The sequence below is a fragment of the Streptomyces sp. NPDC048590 genome, from assembly GCF_043199535.1.
Classification (GTDB): Bacteria; Actinomycetota; Actinomycetes; order Streptomycetales; family Streptomycetaceae; genus Streptomyces.
Genome location: NZ_JBICWC010000007.1, coordinates 404,777 through 422,129, shown reverse-complemented (window position 1 = coordinate 422,129; position 17,353 = coordinate 404,777). Strand labels below are relative to the sequence as shown.

The following is a 17,353-nucleotide window of genomic DNA, read 5'->3' as shown; positions in this document are numbered from 1 at the left end:
CCCTCACTCGCCGATCCTCAGCCGCGCCTGCGTGGCACCGCGCAGCCGGCGCGATGCGGCCCGCAGCCGCGGGTGGCGCTCATGGGCCTGGGCCGAACGGCGGTCCAGCTCCTCGGCCAGGCGTTCCGATCGCTTGCCGATGTCCAGCTCGTCGAGGATCCGGTCCACCTCGGCCAGCAACGCCCCGTGCAGCTGCCACTGCCTCGGGTGTTCCTGGACCCCCTCGAGCAGCAGGTCCGCGACGCGGTCCCGCGTCTCACGGCTGCGGGCGAGTGCGTCGGCCAGGCGTTCCTCCGCCTCCTCACCGCTGTCCGCCATCGGCGTGGTGATCATCGTCGCGAAGCCCTCGATGGCGTCGGACATGTGGCCGAACAGTTCCGTCAGGCCCCTGGCCACGTCCTGCGGGAAGAGCGATTCCTCGGTACGTGCCTTCGCGAGGTCCGTCAGCGTCCGGGTCAGTACCCGCAGGACGACGGCACAGATCTCCAGTGTGTCGAGGCCGGTCCTCAGGACGACGCGGTTGAGCAGCCCCTCCTTGACGCGGGGGTTGAGCATCAGGCTCTCCTCCGCCTGCCGCAGCGACGCGTCGACCTCGACGATGTCGTGGTCCAGGCGACGGGCTTCGTGAAGCCGCGCGGCGGCCTCCGTGACCGGGTGGTTGCCCCCGATCTCGTCCCCCAGGGCACGGAACATCCTTCCCATCCGCTGCCCCAGACCGCCGATGGAGACGCCTGCCGACTCGACCCAGACGGGCGGTGCCAGCAGCAGGTTGAAGAGAAGCCCGACACCGGCGCCGATCAGGGTTTCGAACACACGCTCCCAGGCCTGCGCGGCGACCTGGGAGACGCCGAGGACGAGCATCGCGCTGATCGCCACCTCGGGCACGAATTCGTTGACCCGCACCAACCGGCCGATGAGCAGGGACGTGAAGATGGTCAGCCCCAGACTCCACCAGCTCAGCCCCACCAGGGCGCTGAATCCGCCCGAGATCAGGACTCCGACGACCACGGCGTTCACACGCCGGATCCCGGTGGTGAGGGTCGCGTAGAGGGTCACCTGCACGACGAGGAGGGCGGTGAGGGGTGCGGTGAGCGGCGAGGGGTGCGGGTCGGGCAGGACCCACTCGGCGACCACGAAAGCGATCACGGCTGCGGCGGTCGACCGGAGCGTCTGGACCGCGGCCGGCTCGGTGGTGCGCTGGACGAGCTTCACGACGGGTTCGGGCGTGGAAACGGCAGGCATTCCTTGACGGTGCCCCGAAGCGCCTTCCCCCAGCGGTTCCGGGCCGCGCCGGACTCCGTACGGACGTACGCCGTGCCGCCACAGGCGGCGGCACCCCGGTCCCGCCCGGCCAGGAGAGGCGCGCCAAGCCGGACGGAGAGATGGTGGATGCATGGCCATTTCACTCACGCCGCCCACGGAGACACCTCCCGCGGAGGGCTGCATAAGCGAAGCTCATGTCGAGCGCGCCGACGGTGGGATCTGGGAGCACCCGGCGTTCTGGGCCGCCCTGGTGCTGCTGGGTTCGGCCGTCGTCGCCGGCTATTTCATCGCACGCATCTTCGGTTTCACCTGACAGTGCCCACCTGACTCCCGGTACCGGTCGGGCCGATCCGGCTCAGTCGGGCAGCCGCCGCTTGCCCGGCTTCACGGAGCGGCCCTCGACCAGCGCGCGCCGGATCTGAGCCGCGGTCGCCCGGGCGTGGTCCGACGTGGCGGTGTGCTCGGCCACCGATGTCACGAACCTGTGGGTGGGGCGCATGCACCGGCCGCACGGGGTGTCGCCGTTGAGCAGATAGCCGTCCTCGCAGCGGGAGTCCGGGCAGGGGCCGGGGCCGACCAGTGCCTCGGCGATCTCCTGGGGTGCCCAGCGGCGCCGGCCGTCCTCGTCCTTCTCGTGGAGGGCGTGGGACCAGCGGACGTTCCACCTGCGCTCGACCCGTTCGAGGAGCTGGTCGGGGGTGCGTCGGCCGAGTTCCTGGTGGATCAGGTCGTAGACCGTACGGGGGTGCCGGTGTCCCAGGGCCTGGACCAGCGGTTGCGGAAGGGCCTGGATGATGTACCCGACCGGATCGCCCCCCGCCCGCTGCCGCCACTCACGGCAGACACACGCCCCTTCCGAGGGCAGGTTCCGCCCGCACCGGCCGCACCGGCCCCGGCACTCGGCGCAGAGACCGTCGTCGAGCCCGTCCAGATGAGGCGCCGGTGCCCGCCCGCAGTCGCGGCAGCAGGCCGCACACGGTCCGCAGAGCCGCTCGTCACCGGTCTTCGTGGTCCACTGGCGCTGCTGGCAACGGCAGCACAGGGCGTTGTTGCAGTGCTCGTGGTGGGCGGCGCCGGACTGGCGGGGCGGGAAGGACATGTCGGCGGTCTCCAGGTACGCGGCGGGAGCGGTCGGTTCCCCGCCATGTCTGCGGAGCGCGCAGCGCCCCGGGACGACGCGTCGTCCCGGCGGGGTCGCGTGCGGCGCTCTGCCGTGTTCGCTCGCCATTGTCCCGCACCCTGAGGGTGCGACGGTTCAGGGCCTCAGACCGCTGACGACATCCGCGGTGGCGGTGATCCCCTCGTGGATGGTGGGGGCCATGCTCGTACCCGCGAGGAGGAATCCGAGCAGGGCGCACACCAGGGCGTGCGAGATCTTGAGTCCGCCGTTGCGCAGGAAGATCACTGCGAGGATCAGCAGGAGCAGTACCACCGAGATCGAAATGGCCATGGCCAACCTCCTCCGCCGCGCCGGAATCGCGGCATTCGGCGGCCAGTGTGGCGCAGCGGGGAGGCCGTTCGGCGCACTGGCACGTCCGCCGAACGGGTGTTGACGCTCGGTGACCGCGGAGGTGCCCCGGGGCGGTCAGGCGCTTCGGCGGTCACCCGGTTCGCGGCGCCGGAGGAAGGCTTCGAGACCGGCCAGGTCGTCGGTGTTGAGGTGGTCGACGTCCGCGGCGAGGAGTTCGTCCCAGACGGCGTCCCTGGCCGGTCCGGCGAGGTCGGGCGTTCCCCAGAACCGGACCCGCTGACCGTGGCTGTGGGCAGTGGTCACGAAGGTGCGCAGCCGGTCGCGTTCGGCGATGGGGAACGGGCCGCTGCCCTGCCAGGTGAAGGCGGTGGTCCAGTTGGTGCTGATGAGCGGGACGAAGGAGGCGGGGGCGGAGGTACCGAGGTCCTCCGGACGGCCGTCGTAGAAGGCAAATCGGGTCGTCTGCGACTCCATCGGGATCCGGGCGGCGCGGTCCCCGGAGATGACGGGTGTGACCGCGCCCGTGCGGACCCGGCCGTGGACGGAGCGGCTGAGGATGTGGCGGTAGCGGCGCAGCACCTGGTCCAGCGCGAGGTAGGTGGCGGCTCCGTCGGTCTTGATGTCGATCAGCAGCTGGAGCGGCCCGGGGTGCCCGGCGTGGACGGAACCGTCATTGGACCGTACCCGGGCGAGCAGGGGTTCGAGGTAGAGCGAGACGAGGGTGCGCGTGGGGTCGAGACTCCCCGCCTCGTGGGCGACGAGCAGCTCACCGTCGACGAGGAAGATGTCCGCCTCGACGCTGGTGAACCCGTGCGCGAGGGCGTCGTGCAGGGGACGCGGGTGAAGGTAGTCGTTGTGCGCGTGGGCCCGGCTCAGCGGGCGGGGGGTACGGGGACGCGCGGGCGCGGCGGCGGCCGCCTGTGCGGGGACGAACGCTCCCGCGGCGGCGGTGGCGAGGGCGGTGGTGACGACTCTGCGGCGGGTCAGGTGTGCCATGGGGGTCTCTCCCTGAAGCGGTGTACAGAGCGGGTGTCGGACCCGACGAGTATCGGCTCGCCGGAGGTCCGAAAAGCCTGTACCTGCCAAGAGTTGGAGGACCGGTCGCCCCCGCGTCGCCTGCGCTGCGCCCGGAGTTCCCCTGTCCCACGCGGCCGGGAACGCGGCGGGGGCGGGGCACGTGGTCGCACGTGCCCCGCCCCTGGCGGTCTTACGGTGCCGCGTTGCTGCGCCCGGGAGCGGCCTTACGGTGCCGGGAGTTCCGTCAGCGCGGCCACCGCGTCGCGGTGCCGGCCGGCGGTGCCGAACGCGACGGAGTCGGCCTTGGCCCTCTTCAGATACAGGTGCGCCGGGTGCTCCCAGGTCATTCCGATGCCACCGTGCAGCTGGACGCACTCCTCGGCCGCGTGCACCGCGACCCTGGAGCAGTAGGCCTGCGCCACAGCCACGGCCAGTGGGGCGTCCGGGCTGCCGTTCGCCAGCGCGTCCGCGGCGTTGCGGGCAGCGGCCCGCGCGGAGACCACTTCCAGCCAGAGCTGCGCCATCCGGTGCTTGAGCGACTGGAACGAACCCACGGGCCGGTTGAACTGGTGTCGTTCACGTGTGTGCCGGACGGTCTCGGCAAGGCACCACTCCGCCACGCCGAGCTGTTCCGAGGCGAGCAGCCCGGCGCCGGCCAGCAGCCCCCTGCCGACCGCCTCGGCTGCGGGCCCGGCCTCCGCGAGCAGGGTGCCGCTCGCCCCCGCGAGGGTGACTGCGGCGAGCGGGCGGGTCAGGTCGAGAGGGACGAGCGGCTGTACGGTGACGCCCGCCGAGCGGGCGTCCACCGCGTACAGGCCCTCGGCGGTGGGGACCAGGAGCACGTCGGCGACGGCGGCCTCCGCGACACCGGTCACCGTCCGGTCGAGGGTTCCCGCCATGGCCGACGCCCCGTCGGCCGGAGCGGTGGCGAGGGGCACGGCGAGCACGGCGGTCCGGGCGCCCGCGGCGAGTTCCCCCAGGAGCTCCGCGGCTGGGCCGTCCTCCGCGCCCAGGGCGAGGAGGATCTCCGTCGCGACGACGGCGCTCGTCAGGTAGGGCGCCGGAGCGACGCTGCGGCCGAGTTCCTCCAGCACGACCGCCGCTTCGCGGTGGGAGGCACCCTGGCCTCCGAGCTTCTCCGGCACCAGTAGCCCGGCCGCACCGATACCGGCCGCGAGTGATTCCCACAGCCGCAGGTCGTACGGCGTGTCGGACTCGATCGCGGCGATGACGGTCGGCGCGTCGGCCTTGTCGGCGAGCAGCGCCCGCACGGCGGCGCGCAGGTCCTCCTCGGCCTCCGAGTAGAGCAGGTCGGGTGCCTGGGCGGTTTCGGTCTGTGCGGTCATCGGGCGAGGTCCTTCCAGGCGACGTCCTTGTCGTTACGCGGCTCGGCGGGCAGGCCGAGGACGCGCTCGGCCACGATGTTGAGCAGGACCTCGCTCGTGCCGCCCTCGATCGAGTTGCCCTTGGAACGGAGGTAGCGGTAACCGGCGTCGCGTCCCGTGAAGTCGACGAGTTCCGGGCGGCTCATGGTCCAGTCGCTGTAGAGCAGGCCCTCGTCGCCGAGGAGTTCGACCTCGAGACCGCTGATCTCCTGGTTGAGGCGGGCGAAGGCGAGCTTCATCCCTGAACCCTCGGGGCCGGGCTGCCCCGCCACGAGTTGCTGGCGCAGCCGCTCCCCGGTGAGCCGGGCGACCTCCGCCTCGACCCACAGGGCGAGCAGCCGCTGGTGAAGGTCGTGGGTCCGCAGCTCCGGCCTCTCACGCCAGGTCTTCGCCACGGTGCCGATCATGCCCCCCTCTCGGGGGATACGGGATCCGCCGATGGAGACGCGTTCGTTCATCAGGGTGGTCTGCGCGACCTTCCACCCGTCGCCGACGGCGCCGAGGCGCCTGTCGTCGGGGATGCGCACGCCCGTGAGGAAGACCTCGTTGAACTCGGCCTCACCGGTGATCTGGCGCAGCGGACGGACCTCGACACCGGGATCGGCCATGTCGCAGATAAAGTAGCTGATGCCGCGGTGCTTGGGGACGTCGGGGTCGGTGCGGGCGATCAGGATCGCCCATCGGGCGAGGTGGGCGCTGGAGGTCCAGACCTTCTGCCCGTCGACCACCCAGTCGTCGCCGTCCTTCACGGCACGGGTGCCGAGCGCGGCGAGGTCGGATCCGGCACCGGGCTCGCTGAAGAGCTGGCACCACACCTCCTCGCCGACCCAAAGAGGCCTCAGGAAGCGCTTCTTCTGCTCCTCCGTGCCGTAGCCGAGGATGGTGGGGGCAGCCATGCCGAGGCCGATCCCGATGCGCCGCGGATCGTTGTCCGGCGCTCCCGCGGAGGCAAGTTCGGCGTCGACCACGGACTGCAGGGAGCGCGGCGCGTCGAGCCCGCCGAGGCCGACGGGGTAATGCACCCACGCGAGGCCCGCGTCGAAGCGTGCCTCGAGGAACTCGATGCGTCCCGTGGTGGCCGGCGGGTGCGCGGCCAGCAGGTCCTGGGTGAGGCGGCGGATCTGTGCCGCGTCGATCGTGGTGCTCATCGGGTGCCTCCGGAGGGCAGGACGACGATTCGGCCGGTGCTGGTGCCGTCGGCGACCCGCTGGACGGCGCGCGCGGCGCCGGCCATGGGGACACGTTCGCTGACCAGCGGCTTGATGGCTCCCTGCTCCGCCAGCTTGGTGAGTTCGTCGTGGCAGGCGCGTACGGCGGCGGGGTCCTTGGTGTTGTAGAGACCCCAGTGCAGTCCGACCACGGAGTAGTTCTTGACCAGGGCGTGGTTCAGGCCCGGCGCGGGGATGGACCCGCTCGCGAACCCCACGACGACGACACGCCCTTCGAAGGCGATGCACTTGACGGACTTGGCGTAGGCGTCACCACCGACCGGGTCGTAGACGACGTCGGCGCCGCGTCCGCCGGTCGCCTCCTTCACCACGGCGACGATGTCCTCGGCTCGCCGGTCGATGACGAGGTCGCACCCCAGATCCCTGGCGATCGCGGCCTTCTCCGGTCCTCCGGCGACCCCGATGACGGTGGCGCCGGCCGCCTTGCCCAGCTGGACGGCGGCGCTGCCGACGCCGCCGGCGGCCGCGTGCACCAGCAGCGTCTCACCGGCCTGCAGACGGGCCCTCCTGTGCAGCCCGAACCAGCCGGTCTGGTAGCCGATGTGCAGGGCGGCGGCCTCGGCGTCGTCGAGAGCGTCGGGAACCGGCAGCAGGGACGCCTCGTCGGCGACTACGTACTCCGCGAGGCCGCCCCCGGGCAGCGAGGGGGTGGCGAGCACCCGGCGCCCGTCCTCGGTCTCGCCGCAGATCTCCACTCCGGGGGTGAAGGGCAGCGGAGGCCTCACCTGGTACTGACCGCGGCAGAGCAGCGCGTCCGGGAAGTTGATGTTGGCCGCGCGCACCTTGAGCAGCACCTGGCCGTCACCGGGGGCCGGCCGGTCCGTCTCCTCGAGCTCCATCACCTCGCTCGGTTCGCCGTTCCTGTGCACTCGCCATGCCTGCATGAGGGGCCTCCACAACACTGTCGGCATTACCACTGCTCCGGCGCATACTAAGCGGTCGCTTGCCGCCCTGGGAACACCTTGCGCCGGTCGGTTCCGGCGGCGGTCACGAGCGCTTCGGCCTGGCCCTCACATGCATGCGCTCCCCCTGGGCCCCGAACAGGCTGAGGAATTCGACCGGCTCGTCCCCGGCCGGCCCGAACCAGTGCGGCAGCCTGGTGTCGAACTCGGCGGCCTCGCCCGGGCCGAGCTCCAGGTCGTGCTCGGCGAGCTTGAGACGGAGACGCCCGCTGAGCACGTACAGCCACTCGTACCCCTCATGGGTGCGCTGCTCGGGCACCTCGGAGCAGGGGGCCTCCTGCACCACCTTGTAGGCCTGCAGCCCGCCCGGGCGGGCGGTGAGCGGGAGGAAGGTCTTCCCGTGGCGGACGATCGGTTTGGCCTTGACCCGCGGATCACCGACCGGCGGCGCCCCGACGAGGTCGTCGAGCGGCACCTCGTGCGCGCGGGCGATGGGCAGCAGCAGTTCGAGGCTGGGGCGGCGTCCGCCGGACTCGAGCCGGGAGAGTGTGGAGACCGAGATGCCCGTGGCCTCCGAGAGCCCCGAGAGCGTCACACCCCGGTCCTTGCGCAGCCGCCGCAGCCGTGGACCCACCCCGGTCAGCACGGCGTCGAGGTCGGGGTCTTCCTGATTCTGTTCCGTCATGGACCCATTGCAGAATCAGCAACACCGTTTGTCAATCAGGTGCCGGCTCGGGCCTCCCGACCCCTCCACGGCACGCCTGGTTCAGCGGGGGAAGAGTTCGAAGGTGACCGCCGGGCGGCCGCCGAATCGGTCGGCGGCCGCACCGGTCGTCCCGGCGAGGAAGGTGCGGCAGTACTCCTCCGGGTCCTCGTCCGTCAGCACCTCGATGTAGGTGCGATGGGCCAGCAGCGACCTCACGGACCGCTCGAACCCCGGTGTCGCGTCGACCGCGTGGGTCGGCCGGTCCGTCCCCGCGACGGCCACCCAGCGGACTCCGTCCCAGGGATCGAGACCGAGCTCGGGGAAGATCCACCGGTTCCCGGCGTCGCCGGCGGCGTCCAGCGCGGCGCGGCCGACCGCACGGTGGTCGGGCGTGTTCCAGGCGACACCGCCCCAGGTGTCGCGGTGGTTGAGCGTGATGATCAGTTCCGGCCGGTGGCGGCGTACGGCCGCCGCGATGTCGCGACGGAGAGCCGCGCCGTACTCGATCACCCCGTCACGGTGGTCGAGGAACTCGACCGTCCCGACGCCGACGGCCGCGGCGCTCTCCCGCTGCTCCCGTTCCCGCAGCGGGCCGCACTCGTCGGGGGCGATCGTGTCGATCCCAGCCTCCCCCCGGCTCGCGAGGAGGTAGGTGACGTCGCGGCCTTCGTCGGTCCATCCCGCCACGGCAGCGGCGCACCCGTACTCCAGGTCGTCGGGGTGGGCCACCACCGCCAGGGCGCGGCGCCAGTCCGTGGGCATGGGCTCGAGCTGCTCCGTCATGCCGGGCATGCTATCCGCCGCCTGTCGACGAATGGATGCATTCCGGACGCGGTTCGGGGCAGGGGGCCAGGAGTTGCCCGGGGCCTCGGTGCGGGCGAACCGCGCCTTTATACCCCTGAGGGTATTCTCGCGGTGGTGCGCCGGGGCGAGCAGGACTCCCGGACACCCCGAACCGGCGACCGAAAGGAACCCAGCCCGTGATCAGCCCCGCCTCCCTGTCCCCCACCGAGGCAGCCGCCCGCCTGGAGGATTTCACCGTCATCGACGTACGGGCCCCCGGCGAGTACGCGTCGGGGCATGTGCCCGGCGCCCTGAACGTTCCGCTCGACCGGATCCCGGACGCGGTGCCCGCACTGAAGTCGGCCTCGGCCCGTGGTTCCCTGCTCGTGGTCTGCGCCTCCGGCGTGCGGTCCACCCGCGCGTGCGAGATCCTCGCCGACGCCGACATCGACGCCGTCACCCTGTCCGGCGGGACCGCGGCCTGGGAGGGCGACGGGCACGGACTGGACCGGCCGGAGGGCGCCGGGGCCGTCTGGCCGATGGAACGCCAGGTACGTCTCGCCGCCGGCTCACTCGTGGTGGCGGGTCTGGTCGCCGGGATCCGATTCCCCGCGGCACGGTGGCTGTCCGCCGGCATCGGCACCGGACTCGTCTATTCCGCGGTGAGCGGCACCTGCGGCATGGCGGCGGTCCTCGCGAAACTCCCGCACAACCGCGCGCCGCAGGGCTCCGCAGGTCTGGACGCGACGCTCGACGCGCTCCAGGGCTGACACCGGAGGCGGCCGTGAGCCACACCCCGGCTCCCGGCCGCCGGGGCCGACTCTCACCGGTCGGCCTCACCCCGCACGAGGGCAATCAGCCGGTCCAGCACGCGCTCTCCGCTCGTCCGCACCCCGTCGTGCTCGTACTCGCTGGTCACCCAGGTGCGCAGTCCGCGGATCGCGGCGGCCGTACGCAGCGCGTGGGCGGTGTCCACGTACATGTCGTCGTGGTAGACCGCCGCGGCCACCGGAACCTCGTTGGCCGCCAGACGCTTCACGTCGTACAGGACGGGCCAGTCCGTACGCTCGGCAAGCAGTTCGGCGGTCTCGCGCAGCGGGCGCAGTGCGGGGTCCACCTCGAAGTGCCAGGGGTGGATGCTCTCGCCGGTGAACAGCACCGGCCCCTCCCCCGCCAGGGCGGCAGCCGCGTCGAACTGCGGGAACTCGGCTCGGACCCGTTCGGCCGCCCAGTCGGTGGCCGAAGATCCCTGACCGTAGATCGACTCGTGCATGAGCGCGTACAGGGGGTGGCTCGCGAAGGAGTTGGCCGTACGCATGGCCTCCCGGAAGGCGTCGGAGAGCTCGGGGCCCCGCGCACCTTCGACGAAGGCGTTCTCCAGCAGGTGGTGCAGCCGGTGGCTCCCCTCACCGGTGCCCAGCATGATCCCGAGTGACTGGAATCCCTCGGGCGTCAGCGTGTGACCGCCGTGGTCCGGACGGCTCGTGGCGAGATGCGAGGCGATCGCGCGGGCGCGGGCGACATCCTGGGGATAACGGGCGTAGTGCGCGGCGACCTTCCGCTCGACCCGGGGATAGGCGGCCCGGTAGACGTCGTCGGCATGCGCGTCCAGCGAAGGCAGACCGCCCGTGATCAGGACCGCGTCCAGCCCCTCGGGGGAGGCCGACAGATAGCGCACCGCGCAGAAGCCGCCGAACGACTGCCCGAGGACGGTCCAGGGCGCGCCGCCGGTGAGACTGGGGCGGATCAGTTCGCAGTCGCGGACGATGCTGTCGGCGCGGAAGTGCGACAGGTACGCCGCCTGTTCGCGGGGGCCACCGCGCAGCGGCAGCGTCTGCCTGTTCGCCGGAGTCGAGAGGCCGGTGCCCCGCTGGTCCAGGAGCAGCACCCGGAAGTCCCGCACCGCCCGGCCCAGCCACGCCTCCGCCCCCACGAAGCGGCGCGCGCCGAACCCTGGGCCGCCCTCCAGGTAGACCAGCCAGGGAAGGTCCCCGGCGCCCTCACCCGACGCCACGACCTCACGGCCGAAGATCTCGAGGGTCTCGCCGTCCGGCTCGTCGTGGTCGAGGGGGACCGTGAACCATCGGTCGGTGAGGACGACGCCGGGCTGGTTGTAGCTGTGCACGTTGACTCCTGTATCCGGTGCTTCCCGGACAGTTCAGCACACCGTGACGCTCCGGGCGGGGCCCGGGTTCACAGGGGTGCCACCCGGGCTTCCGTGTTCGCTCGCCGCCCCCGCCCGGGGTGGAGTGGGCAGGGCCGTCCGGGCGGCATGACCGGCCGACGGCGGCCCGTCGGCGCCCGGCTCCGGGAGCGCGGCCTCAGGGTGCTCCTGACGGGCGCGCCGGCCGGGATCCGCCCCACCCCGCCCGACGGGAAAACATTGCCAGCGTTTGCAATTAACCCGCGCCCACAACTATTGTCTACGCCAGTAACCATCGCACGCGGACCACCCGTCCGGACACGAGAGGCCACACCATGCCCACGGTCCCCACCGTCACGCTCAACAACGGCGTCACGATTCCGCAGCTCGGCTTCGGCGTCTTCCAGGTACCCGACGACGAGACCGCCACCGCGGTCACCAGCGCCCTGGACGCGGGCTACCGCTCCATCGACACCGCCGCCGTCTACGGCAACGAGGCCGGCGTCGGCCGCGCGCTGGCGTCCTCCGGACTGCCCCGCGAGGAACTCTTCGTCACGACGAAGCTCTGGAACGCGGACCAGGGGTACGACGCCACACTCCGCGCCTTCGACGCCAGCCTCGCCAAGCTCGGGCTCGACCACGTCGACCTCTACCTCATCCACTGGCCCACCCCGGCCCGCGATCTCTACACCGAGACGTGGCGCGCACTGGAGAAGCTTCTGGCCGACGGCCGGATCCGGGCCGCCGGCGTCTCCAACTTCCAGCCGGCGCACCTGCGCCGGCTGGGCGAGGAGAGCTCGCTCGTGCCGGCCGTCAACCAGGTCGAGCTGCACCCCGGACTCCAGCAGAGCGAACTGCGCGCCGTGCACGCGGAGTCCGGCATCGCCACCGAGGCCTGGAGCCCTCTGGCGCAGGGTGCGCTGCTGGACGACGAGGTCCTCACCTCGATCGCGGCGCGGCACGGCAGGACGCCGGCCCAAGTGGTGCTGCGCTGGCACCTGCAGCTCGGCAACGTCGTGATCCCGAAGTCGGTGACACCCGAGCGCATCCGGCAGAACATCGACGTCTTCGGCTTCGAACTCACGGCCGCCGACATGGACGCGATCGCGGGGCTGGACCGCGGCATGCGCACAGGACCGGACCCCGACACCCTCAACTGATCCGGCTCACCGGCTTCGGCGGCGAGCACGGCGCACGCCCGCCCACCGGAGCCGGCCCCGCTGGTCACCGGGCGCCGTACCGGCGGGTGTCGCCCCGGCAATGCCGGAATCAGCGGCCGGCGATCACGGAGGCGTCAGACCGAGGACCCCGCTCACTCGGCCCTCCGGCGATCCGGGGAACCTCCCGCACCCGCACCCCTTGACCCACCTCCCACGCGCAGCCTAGCTTTCTGCGTAGAAAGCGCTTGCTACCACCTGAAGGGGTGTTTCTCACGTCCAGCAATTCCTCGCACCCGCGACCGGTCCGGGTTGCCGTCGTAGGCACGGGTGCGATCGCGCGGGGCAGTCATCTGCCCGCGCTGAAGGCCCTCGCCGCCGACCAGCCGCTGGAGATCGTCGCCGCGGTGGACGTCGACCGGGACGCCGTGGCGGAGTTCTGCGCGCACGCGGACATCGCCCGTCCGTACACCGATCTGGACCTGATGCTCTCGGAGCAGCGCCCGGATCTGGTCACGCTCGCCACGCCGCCCCGGTTCCACCGCGACCAGACCGTGGCCTCGCTGCGGGCCGGGGCGTGGGTCTGGTGCGAGAAGCCTCCCTGCCCGTCGCTGGAGGACTTCGACACGATCGAGGAGTCCGAGGGAGAGGAGGGAGAGGGGCCCTTCGCGGCGATCGTCTTCCAGCACCGCTTCGGTTCCGGATCCGAGCACGTGCGGAGACTGCTCGACGGACAGGCCATGGGCCGCCCGCTGGTCGCCCACTGCCAGACCACCTGGTACCGGGACACGGCGTACTACTCCGTACCGTGGCGCGGGAGTTGGAGCAGCGAGGGCGGGGGTCCCTCGATGGGGCACGGCATCCACCAGATGGATCTGCTGCTCGATCTGCTGGGGCCCTGGGCCGAGATCCGGGCCATGGCCGGCCGGCTGGTGCACGACGTGGAGACCGAGGACGTCTCCACCGCTCTCGTACGCTTCGAGAACGGCACGATGGCGACCGTGGTGAACAGCGTTCTCAGCCCGGACGAGGTCAGCAGGATCCGCATCGACTGCGAGCGTGCGACGGTCGAGCTCACCCATCTGTACGGGCACCGCAACGCGGACTGGCGGATCACGCCGGCGCCGGGTGTGACCTCCGAAGAGGCGGACGCCTGGCGGGACTTCGGGCCCGACGTGCCGAGCTCGCACGAAGCCCAGCTCAGGGGCCTGCTGTCGGACCTGCGGGCCGGGCGCAGGCCGCGGAGCAGCGGCACGGACGGCCGCAAGAGCCTCGAACTGGTGGCGGCCCTGTACAAGTCGGCCTTCACCGGCGCGACCGTGCGTGCCGGCGAGATCGTCCCGGGTGACCCGTACTACGGCGCGCTTCACGGCAACGCCCCCGGATGGGCCCCTGAGCCCCTCGACGTGCCGAAGGAGGTCGACGCGTGAGCGAGTCCCTGGAAGTGGTCCACCAGCACGGCGACCACCTGTCGGTCACAGCGGCCGCCACCGGGGTGGAGCTGCTGCGTTACGTCTACCGGGCGGAGGACCCCTGGGAGGCTCCGAAGCCCTACATCCACCCGCTGCGTACCTTGTCGGGCAAGGTCGTGACCGGCTACCGGCCCAACGACCACCGCTGGCACAAGGGTCTGCAGATGACGGCCTCGCACCTGTCGGGCGCGAACCTGTGGGGCGGGAACAGCTACGTGCACGGGGAGGGGTACCTCGCACTGCCGGACCGTGTGGGCTCGATGGCTCACGTCGGCTTCGACGAGGTGTCGGTGCACGACGACTGCCTGCGCATCGCCGAGCGGCTCACCTGGCATCCCCGCAGCGGGGAGCTCTGGGCGGAGGAGGCCCGCTCCGTCGAGGTCCACGACATCGACGAGCCGGGCGGCAGTTGGGCGCTCACCTGGTCGTCCGCGATCACCAACCGGCGTGCGCGACCGCTGCGGTTCGGCAGCCCGACGACGCACGGCCGTCCGGCCGCGGGTTACACCGGACTCTTCTGGCGGGGTCCGCGCGCCTTCCGGGACGGCCGCATCATCGCGCCGCACGCCGAGGGCCCGGAACTGATGGGACAGCAGGCTCCCTGGCTCGCCTACAGCGGGGAGCACGACGAGTCCGACGGGCACGCGACGCTCGTCTTCGTCCACGCGCCGGAGAACGACCACAAGGGCTCGCACGGCGAGCACCCAGCGCACTGGTTCGTGCGCAACTCCTCCTTCGCGGCGGTCGCGCCCTCCTTCGCCTTCCACCACGAACTGGTGCTGCCCCCTGGCGCCACCCTGACCAGGCGCTACCGCGTGGTGGTCGCGGACGGCGCCTGGGAGCGTGACCAGATCGCCGCCGTGGTGGACGGGCTCCTCTGGTAGCCGTACCCCCGGCGGGAAGCGGCTCCTGCCGGGGGGCGCCGCCGCACGCCGCCTTCCCGTCGCGCTGATCCGTGGGGCAGGGTGTAGGCATGGCCACGTACGCGACGATGCCCTACCACCTCGAGACGGAGCGGCTGGTCTTGCGGCCGTGGGACGAGTCCGACGCCACGGAGCTCAGCGCCCTGTTCTGCGAACGCGGTACGGAGACGTACTCGGTCGAGCGTGCCCGCGAGGGCATCAGGGAGCTGCTCGCCGCCACGACGATGACCGGGATCGCGCTGCTGCCCGTCCGGCGACGCGAGGAGGGCGACTTCATCGGGTACTGCGGCTTGATCATCGGCCGCTCCACTCTGGAGGAGCCCGAGATCGCGTACGAGCTCTTCCGCCGCGCGCACGGATGCGGTTACGCCACCGAGGCGGCCGGCGCGGTGCTCGAAGCCGCCCGGGCCACCGGGCGGAGCAGGCTGTGGGCGACCGTCGGGACGTGGAACACGGCGTCTCTCCGTGTCCTCGAGAAGCACGGGTTCACCCAGGACCGGGTCTCGACGGAGGACAACGGTGAGGTCGCGTGGTTGACGCGAGCGCTGCCATGAGCTCCCGGAGGCCCTCCGGGAGCTCCGCGAACGACCGCCCGGGGCCGTCCGCCGCGACGGGGCACCGAGCGCGACGGAGCGGGCTTCACGGGCGGTGAACGGTCCGGCCCGGCAGGCCGGGGGCGCGAGAATCAGCCCTGTCCGACCGCAGAGAGCACGAAGAGCGGGATCTCCCGGTCGGTCTTGGCCTGGTAGTCGGCGTAGTCGGGAAAGGCCTCGACGGCGCGGCCCCACCAGAGGGCCTTCTCCTCTCCCGTCACCTCGCGGGCGACCATGTCCTGGCTCAGCGTCCCGTCCCTGAGTTCCACCTGGGGGTCCGCCTGGACGTTGTAGTACCAGACCGGGTGCTTGGGCGCGCCACCGAGAGAGGCGACCACGGCGTACTGCCCTTCGTGTTCGACGCGCATGAGCGGGGTCTTGCGGATCTTGCCGGTCTTCGCACCACGCGTCGTGAGGAGGATGACGGGCATGCCCCGCATCGTGGTCCCCCGCGTCCCGCCGGAACTCTCGATCAGCTCGACCTGCTCACGGACCCACGCCGTCGGACTCGGCTCGTACTCGCCCTCGATCGGCATGACATCTGTCCTCTCGTCGAAGTGCCTCCATCGTCGCCCCCATCATGGCTCCGGCGGCGGCGAGGAGCACGCCGTGACACCGGTCGGCACCCGCCCCGACCTCCTCGTCTCACTTCCTGGACACACGTGAGACAGCAGAACGAGGATCCATGCACGGAATCCGGGGAAGTTAAGCGCCATACGTCCCCATATTTCCGATATCGCCTCTTGCCCCACTCCACCGGTCGACGAGCACAGGCCGTACCGTGGGTGCAGCGGAGTAAGCCAAGCCTTACTCCGCTGCACTCTGCCCGTGCTCGTCCGCCCTAAGGAACAACACTCCATGACACGCCCCGTCCGCGTCGCCATCGTCGGAGCCGGTCCCGCCGGAATCTACGCAGCGGACGCGCTTCTCAAGTCCGAGGCCGCCCAGGAGCCGGGCGTATCGATCGACCTGTTCGAGCGCATGCCCGCTCCCTTCGGTCTGATCCGGTACGGCGTCGCACCGGACCACCCGCGGATCAAGGGCATCGTCAAGGCACTTCACCAGGTCCTGGACAAGCCGCAGCTGCGCCTCTTCGGGAACGTCGACTACCCGAACGACATCGGCCTGGACGATCTCAGGTCCTTCTACGACGCCGTGATCTTCTCGACCGGCGCCGACGCGGACCGCGCCCTCGACATACCCGGCATCGACCTCGAGGGTTCCTACGGCGCCGCCGACTTCGTCGCCTGGTACGACGGCCACCCGGAGGTTCCGCGTACCTGGCCGCTCGAGGCCGAGAAGGTCGCGGTGCTCGGCGTGGGCAACGTCGCCCTCGACGTCGCCCGCATCCTGGCCAAGACGGCGGACGAGCTGCTCCCGACCGAGATCCCGGCGAACGTCTACGACGGGCTCAAGGCGAACAAGGCGCTCGAGGTCCACGTCTTCGGCCGTCGTGGACCGGCCCAGGCGAAGTTCAGCCCGATGGAGCTGCGCGAGCTGGACCACTCGCCGAACATCGAGGTCATCGTCAATCCCGAGGACATCGACTACGACGAGGGGTCGATCGCCACCCGCCGGGAGAACAAGCAGGCCAACATGGTCGCTTCCACCCTGGAGAACTGGGCGATCAGGGACGTGGGCGACCGCCCGCACAAGCTGTTCCTGCACTTCTTCGAGTCTCCCGTGGAGGTTCTCGGCGAGGACGGCCGTGTCGTCGCCCTGCGCACCGAGCGCACGGAACTGGACGGCACGGGCAACGTCAAGGGCACGGGCAACCACACCGACTGGGACGTGCAGAGCGTGTACCGCGCGGTGGGCTACTACTCGGAGGAGCTGCCGAAGCTTCCCTTCGACGTGGTGTCCGGCACCGTCCCGCACGCGGCCGGCCGCGTCCTGACCGGCGACGAACCGATGCCCTCGGTCTACGTCACCGGGTGGATCAAGCGCGGCCCGATCGGCCTCATCGGCCACACCAAGGGCGACGCCAACGAGACGGTGGCCTGCCTGCTCGAGGACCACGCGGCAGGGCGGCTGCCCGAGCCCACGCAGCCCGAGGCCGACGCGATCGTCGACTACCTGGAGCAGCGCGGAATCCGGTACACCACCAAGGAGGGGTGGCACCGCCTGGACGCACACGAGCAGGCGCTCGGTGCCGAGCAGGGCCGCGAGCGCATCAAGGTCGTGGAGCGCGCGGCCATGCTGGACGCCTCCGGAGCCTGACGCTCGCCGTGCTCCCACGCCGCGCCCCGGCACCCTCCACGACGAGGGTGCCGGGGCGCGGCCGTGCCGCCAGGCGGCAGGGTCCGGTC

At 71.5% G+C, this 17,353-nt stretch carries 18 protein-coding genes; 7 read left to right on the top strand and 11 right to left on the bottom strand.

Annotated elements, in window-relative coordinates:
• Positions 1-3 precede the first annotated feature (3 nt).
• Positions 4-1,242: an aromatic acid exporter family protein gene (locus ACGFNN_RS22735; RefSeq protein WP_393558372.1), complete on the bottom strand. Its 1,239-nt coding sequence runs from the start codon at positions 1,240-1,242 to the stop codon at positions 4-6.
• Between the two features lie 151 nt (positions 1,243-1,393).
• On the opposite strand from ACGFNN_RS22735, the gene ACGFNN_RS22730 reads away from it, so the two are divergent.
• On the top strand, positions 1,394-1,576 hold the full coding sequence (locus ACGFNN_RS22730; RefSeq protein ID WP_362552851.1) for a hypothetical protein: 183 nt from the start codon (positions 1,394-1,396) through the stop codon (positions 1,574-1,576).
• 42 nt (positions 1,577-1,618) lie between these two features.
• Here ACGFNN_RS22730 and ACGFNN_RS22725 read toward each other — a convergent pair whose 3' ends face one another.
• The 8 genes from ACGFNN_RS22725 to ACGFNN_RS22690 form a co-directional block, all read right to left on the bottom strand.
• A complete protein-coding gene (locus tag ACGFNN_RS22725) occupies positions 1,619-2,362 on the bottom strand; it encodes a hypothetical protein (protein ID WP_393558458.1) in 744 nt (247 codons plus the stop codon).
• A 156-nt stretch (positions 2,363-2,518) separates the two neighbouring features.
• Positions 2,519-2,713 carry a hypothetical protein gene (locus tag ACGFNN_RS22720; protein WP_362552845.1) on the bottom strand — a complete coding sequence of 65 codons (195 nt, stop codon included), beginning with the start codon at positions 2,711-2,713 and terminating at the stop codon, positions 2,519-2,521.
• Positions 2,714-2,848: 135 nt separating this feature from the next.
• A complete protein-coding gene (locus ACGFNN_RS22715) occupies positions 2,849-3,730 on the bottom strand; it encodes a phosphatidylinositol-specific phospholipase C/glycerophosphodiester phosphodiesterase family protein (protein WP_393558371.1) in 882 nt (293 codons plus the stop codon).
• 245 nt (positions 3,731-3,975) lie between these two features.
• On the bottom strand, positions 3,976-5,097 hold the full coding sequence (locus tag ACGFNN_RS22710; protein ID WP_393558369.1) for an acyl-CoA dehydrogenase family protein: 1,122 nt from the start codon (positions 5,095-5,097) through the stop codon (positions 3,976-3,978).
• A complete protein-coding gene (locus ACGFNN_RS22705) occupies positions 5,094-6,284 on the bottom strand; it encodes an acyl-CoA dehydrogenase family protein (RefSeq protein WP_393558367.1) in 1,191 nt (396 codons plus the stop codon). Before ACGFNN_RS22705 ends, ACGFNN_RS22710 begins: the two co-directional genes overlap by 4 nt.
• Positions 6,281-7,249 carry an NADPH:quinone oxidoreductase family protein gene (locus tag ACGFNN_RS22700; protein WP_393558365.1) on the bottom strand — a complete coding sequence of 323 codons (969 nt, stop codon included), beginning with the start codon at positions 7,247-7,249 and terminating at the stop codon, positions 6,281-6,283. The genes ACGFNN_RS22705 and ACGFNN_RS22700 overlap by 4 nt, the downstream gene beginning before the upstream one ends.
• A 103-nt stretch (positions 7,250-7,352) precedes the next feature.
• Entirely contained in the window at positions 7,353-7,952 is a 600-nt protein-coding gene (locus ACGFNN_RS22695; protein ID WP_393558363.1) for a helix-turn-helix domain-containing protein, read from the bottom strand.
• An 81-nt stretch (positions 7,953-8,033) separates the two neighbouring features.
• Positions 8,034-8,756: a PIG-L deacetylase family protein gene (locus tag ACGFNN_RS22690; RefSeq protein ID WP_393558361.1), complete on the bottom strand. Its 723-nt coding sequence runs from the start codon at positions 8,754-8,756 to the stop codon at positions 8,034-8,036.
• A gap of 197 nt (positions 8,757-8,953) precedes the next feature.
• Between ACGFNN_RS22690 and ACGFNN_RS22685 the strand changes: the two genes are divergently transcribed.
• Entirely contained in the window at positions 8,954-9,526 is a 573-nt protein-coding gene (locus ACGFNN_RS22685; protein ID WP_393558359.1) for a rhodanese-like domain-containing protein, read from the top strand.
• 53 nt (positions 9,527-9,579) lie between these two features.
• Here the strand turns inward: ACGFNN_RS22685 and ACGFNN_RS22680 are convergent, their stop codons facing one another.
• Complete coding sequence (locus ACGFNN_RS22680; RefSeq protein WP_393558358.1) at positions 9,580-10,881, bottom strand: alpha/beta fold hydrolase; 1,302 nt, start codon at positions 10,879-10,881, stop codon at positions 9,580-9,582.
• Positions 10,882-11,234: 353 nt separating this feature from the next.
• On the opposite strand from ACGFNN_RS22680, the gene ACGFNN_RS22675 reads away from it, so the two are divergent.
• The 4 genes from ACGFNN_RS22675 (at position 11,235) to ACGFNN_RS22660 (ending at position 15,005) form a co-directional block, all read left to right on the top strand.
• On the top strand, positions 11,235-12,059 hold the full coding sequence (locus ACGFNN_RS22675; RefSeq protein WP_393558356.1) for an aldo/keto reductase: 825 nt from the start codon (positions 11,235-11,237) through the stop codon (positions 12,057-12,059).
• 263 nt (positions 12,060-12,322) lie between these two features.
• The gene (locus ACGFNN_RS22670) at positions 12,323-13,486 is read left to right on the top strand and encodes a Gfo/Idh/MocA family protein (RefSeq protein WP_393558354.1); all 1,164 of its coding nucleotides are present in this window, start codon (positions 12,323-12,325) and stop codon (positions 13,484-13,486) included.
• Complete coding sequence (locus tag ACGFNN_RS22665; RefSeq protein ID WP_393558352.1) at positions 13,483-14,412, top strand: PmoA family protein; 930 nt, start codon at positions 13,483-13,485, stop codon at positions 14,410-14,412. The genes ACGFNN_RS22670 and ACGFNN_RS22665 overlap by 4 nt, the downstream gene beginning before the upstream one ends.
• An 89-nt stretch (positions 14,413-14,501) precedes the next feature.
• Positions 14,502-15,005: a GNAT family N-acetyltransferase gene (locus ACGFNN_RS22660; protein ID WP_393558350.1), complete on the top strand. Its 504-nt coding sequence runs from the start codon at positions 14,502-14,504 to the stop codon at positions 15,003-15,005.
• Positions 15,006-15,136: 131 nt separating this feature from the next.
• Here ACGFNN_RS22660 and ACGFNN_RS22655 read toward each other — a convergent pair whose 3' ends face one another.
• On the bottom strand, positions 15,137-15,580 hold the full coding sequence (locus ACGFNN_RS22655) for a nitroreductase family deazaflavin-dependent oxidoreductase (protein WP_393558348.1): 444 nt from the start codon (positions 15,578-15,580) through the stop codon (positions 15,137-15,139).
• Between the two features lie 322 nt (positions 15,581-15,902).
• Here ACGFNN_RS22655 and ACGFNN_RS22650 point away from each other — a divergent pair, with 322 nt between their 5' ends.
• The gene (locus tag ACGFNN_RS22650) at positions 15,903-17,264 is read left to right on the top strand and encodes an FAD-dependent oxidoreductase (protein ID WP_393558347.1); all 1,362 of its coding nucleotides are present in this window, start codon (positions 15,903-15,905) and stop codon (positions 17,262-17,264) included.
• Positions 17,265-17,353 lie beyond the last annotated feature (89 nt).

What these genes read in the sequence shown, in the direction of transcription:
- ACGFNN_RS22720 (WP_362552845.1), bottom strand. Translation starts at nt 2,713, where the DNA reads ATGGCCATTTCGATCTCGGTGGTACTGCTCCTGCTGATCCTCGCAGTG.
- ACGFNN_RS22735 (WP_393558372.1), bottom strand. Translation starts at nt 1,242, where the DNA reads ATGCCTGCCGTTTCCACGCCCGAACCCGTCGTGAAGCTCGTCCAGCGC.
- ACGFNN_RS22690 (WP_393558361.1), bottom strand. Translation starts at nt 8,756, where the DNA reads ATGACGGAGCAGCTCGAGCCCATGCCCACGGACTGGCGCCGCGCCCTG.
- ACGFNN_RS22710 (WP_393558369.1), bottom strand. Translation starts at nt 5,097, where the DNA reads ATGACCGCACAGACCGAAACCGCCCAGGCACCCGACCTGCTCTACTCG.
- ACGFNN_RS22650 (WP_393558347.1), top strand. Translation starts at nt 15,903, where the DNA reads ATGACACGCCCCGTCCGCGTCGCCATCGTCGGAGCCGGTCCCGCCGGA.
- ACGFNN_RS22705 (WP_393558367.1), bottom strand. Translation starts at nt 6,284, where the DNA reads ATGAGCACCACGATCGACGCGGCACAGATCCGCCGCCTCACCCAGGAC.
- ACGFNN_RS22695 (WP_393558363.1), bottom strand. Translation starts at nt 7,952, where the DNA reads ATGACGGAACAGAATCAGGAAGACCCCGACCTCGACGCCGTGCTGACC.
- ACGFNN_RS22725 (WP_393558458.1), bottom strand. Translation starts at nt 2,362, where the DNA reads ATGTCCTTCCCGCCCCGCCAGTCCGGCGCCGCCCACCACGAGCACTGC.
- ACGFNN_RS22700 (WP_393558365.1), bottom strand. Translation starts at nt 7,249, where the DNA reads ATGCAGGCATGGCGAGTGCACAGGAACGGCGAACCGAGCGAGGTGATG.
- ACGFNN_RS22675 (WP_393558356.1), top strand. Translation starts at nt 11,235, where the DNA reads ATGCCCACGGTCCCCACCGTCACGCTCAACAACGGCGTCACGATTCCG.
- ACGFNN_RS22715 (WP_393558371.1), bottom strand. Translation starts at nt 3,730, where the DNA reads ATGGCACACCTGACCCGCCGCAGAGTCGTCACCACCGCCCTCGCCACC.
- ACGFNN_RS22655 (WP_393558348.1), bottom strand. Translation starts at nt 15,580, where the DNA reads ATGCCGATCGAGGGCGAGTACGAGCCGAGTCCGACGGCGTGGGTCCGT.
- ACGFNN_RS22730 (WP_362552851.1), top strand. Translation starts at nt 1,394, where the DNA reads ATGGCCATTTCACTCACGCCGCCCACGGAGACACCTCCCGCGGAGGGC.
- ACGFNN_RS22660 (WP_393558350.1), top strand. Translation starts at nt 14,502, where the DNA reads ATGGCCACGTACGCGACGATGCCCTACCACCTCGAGACGGAGCGGCTG.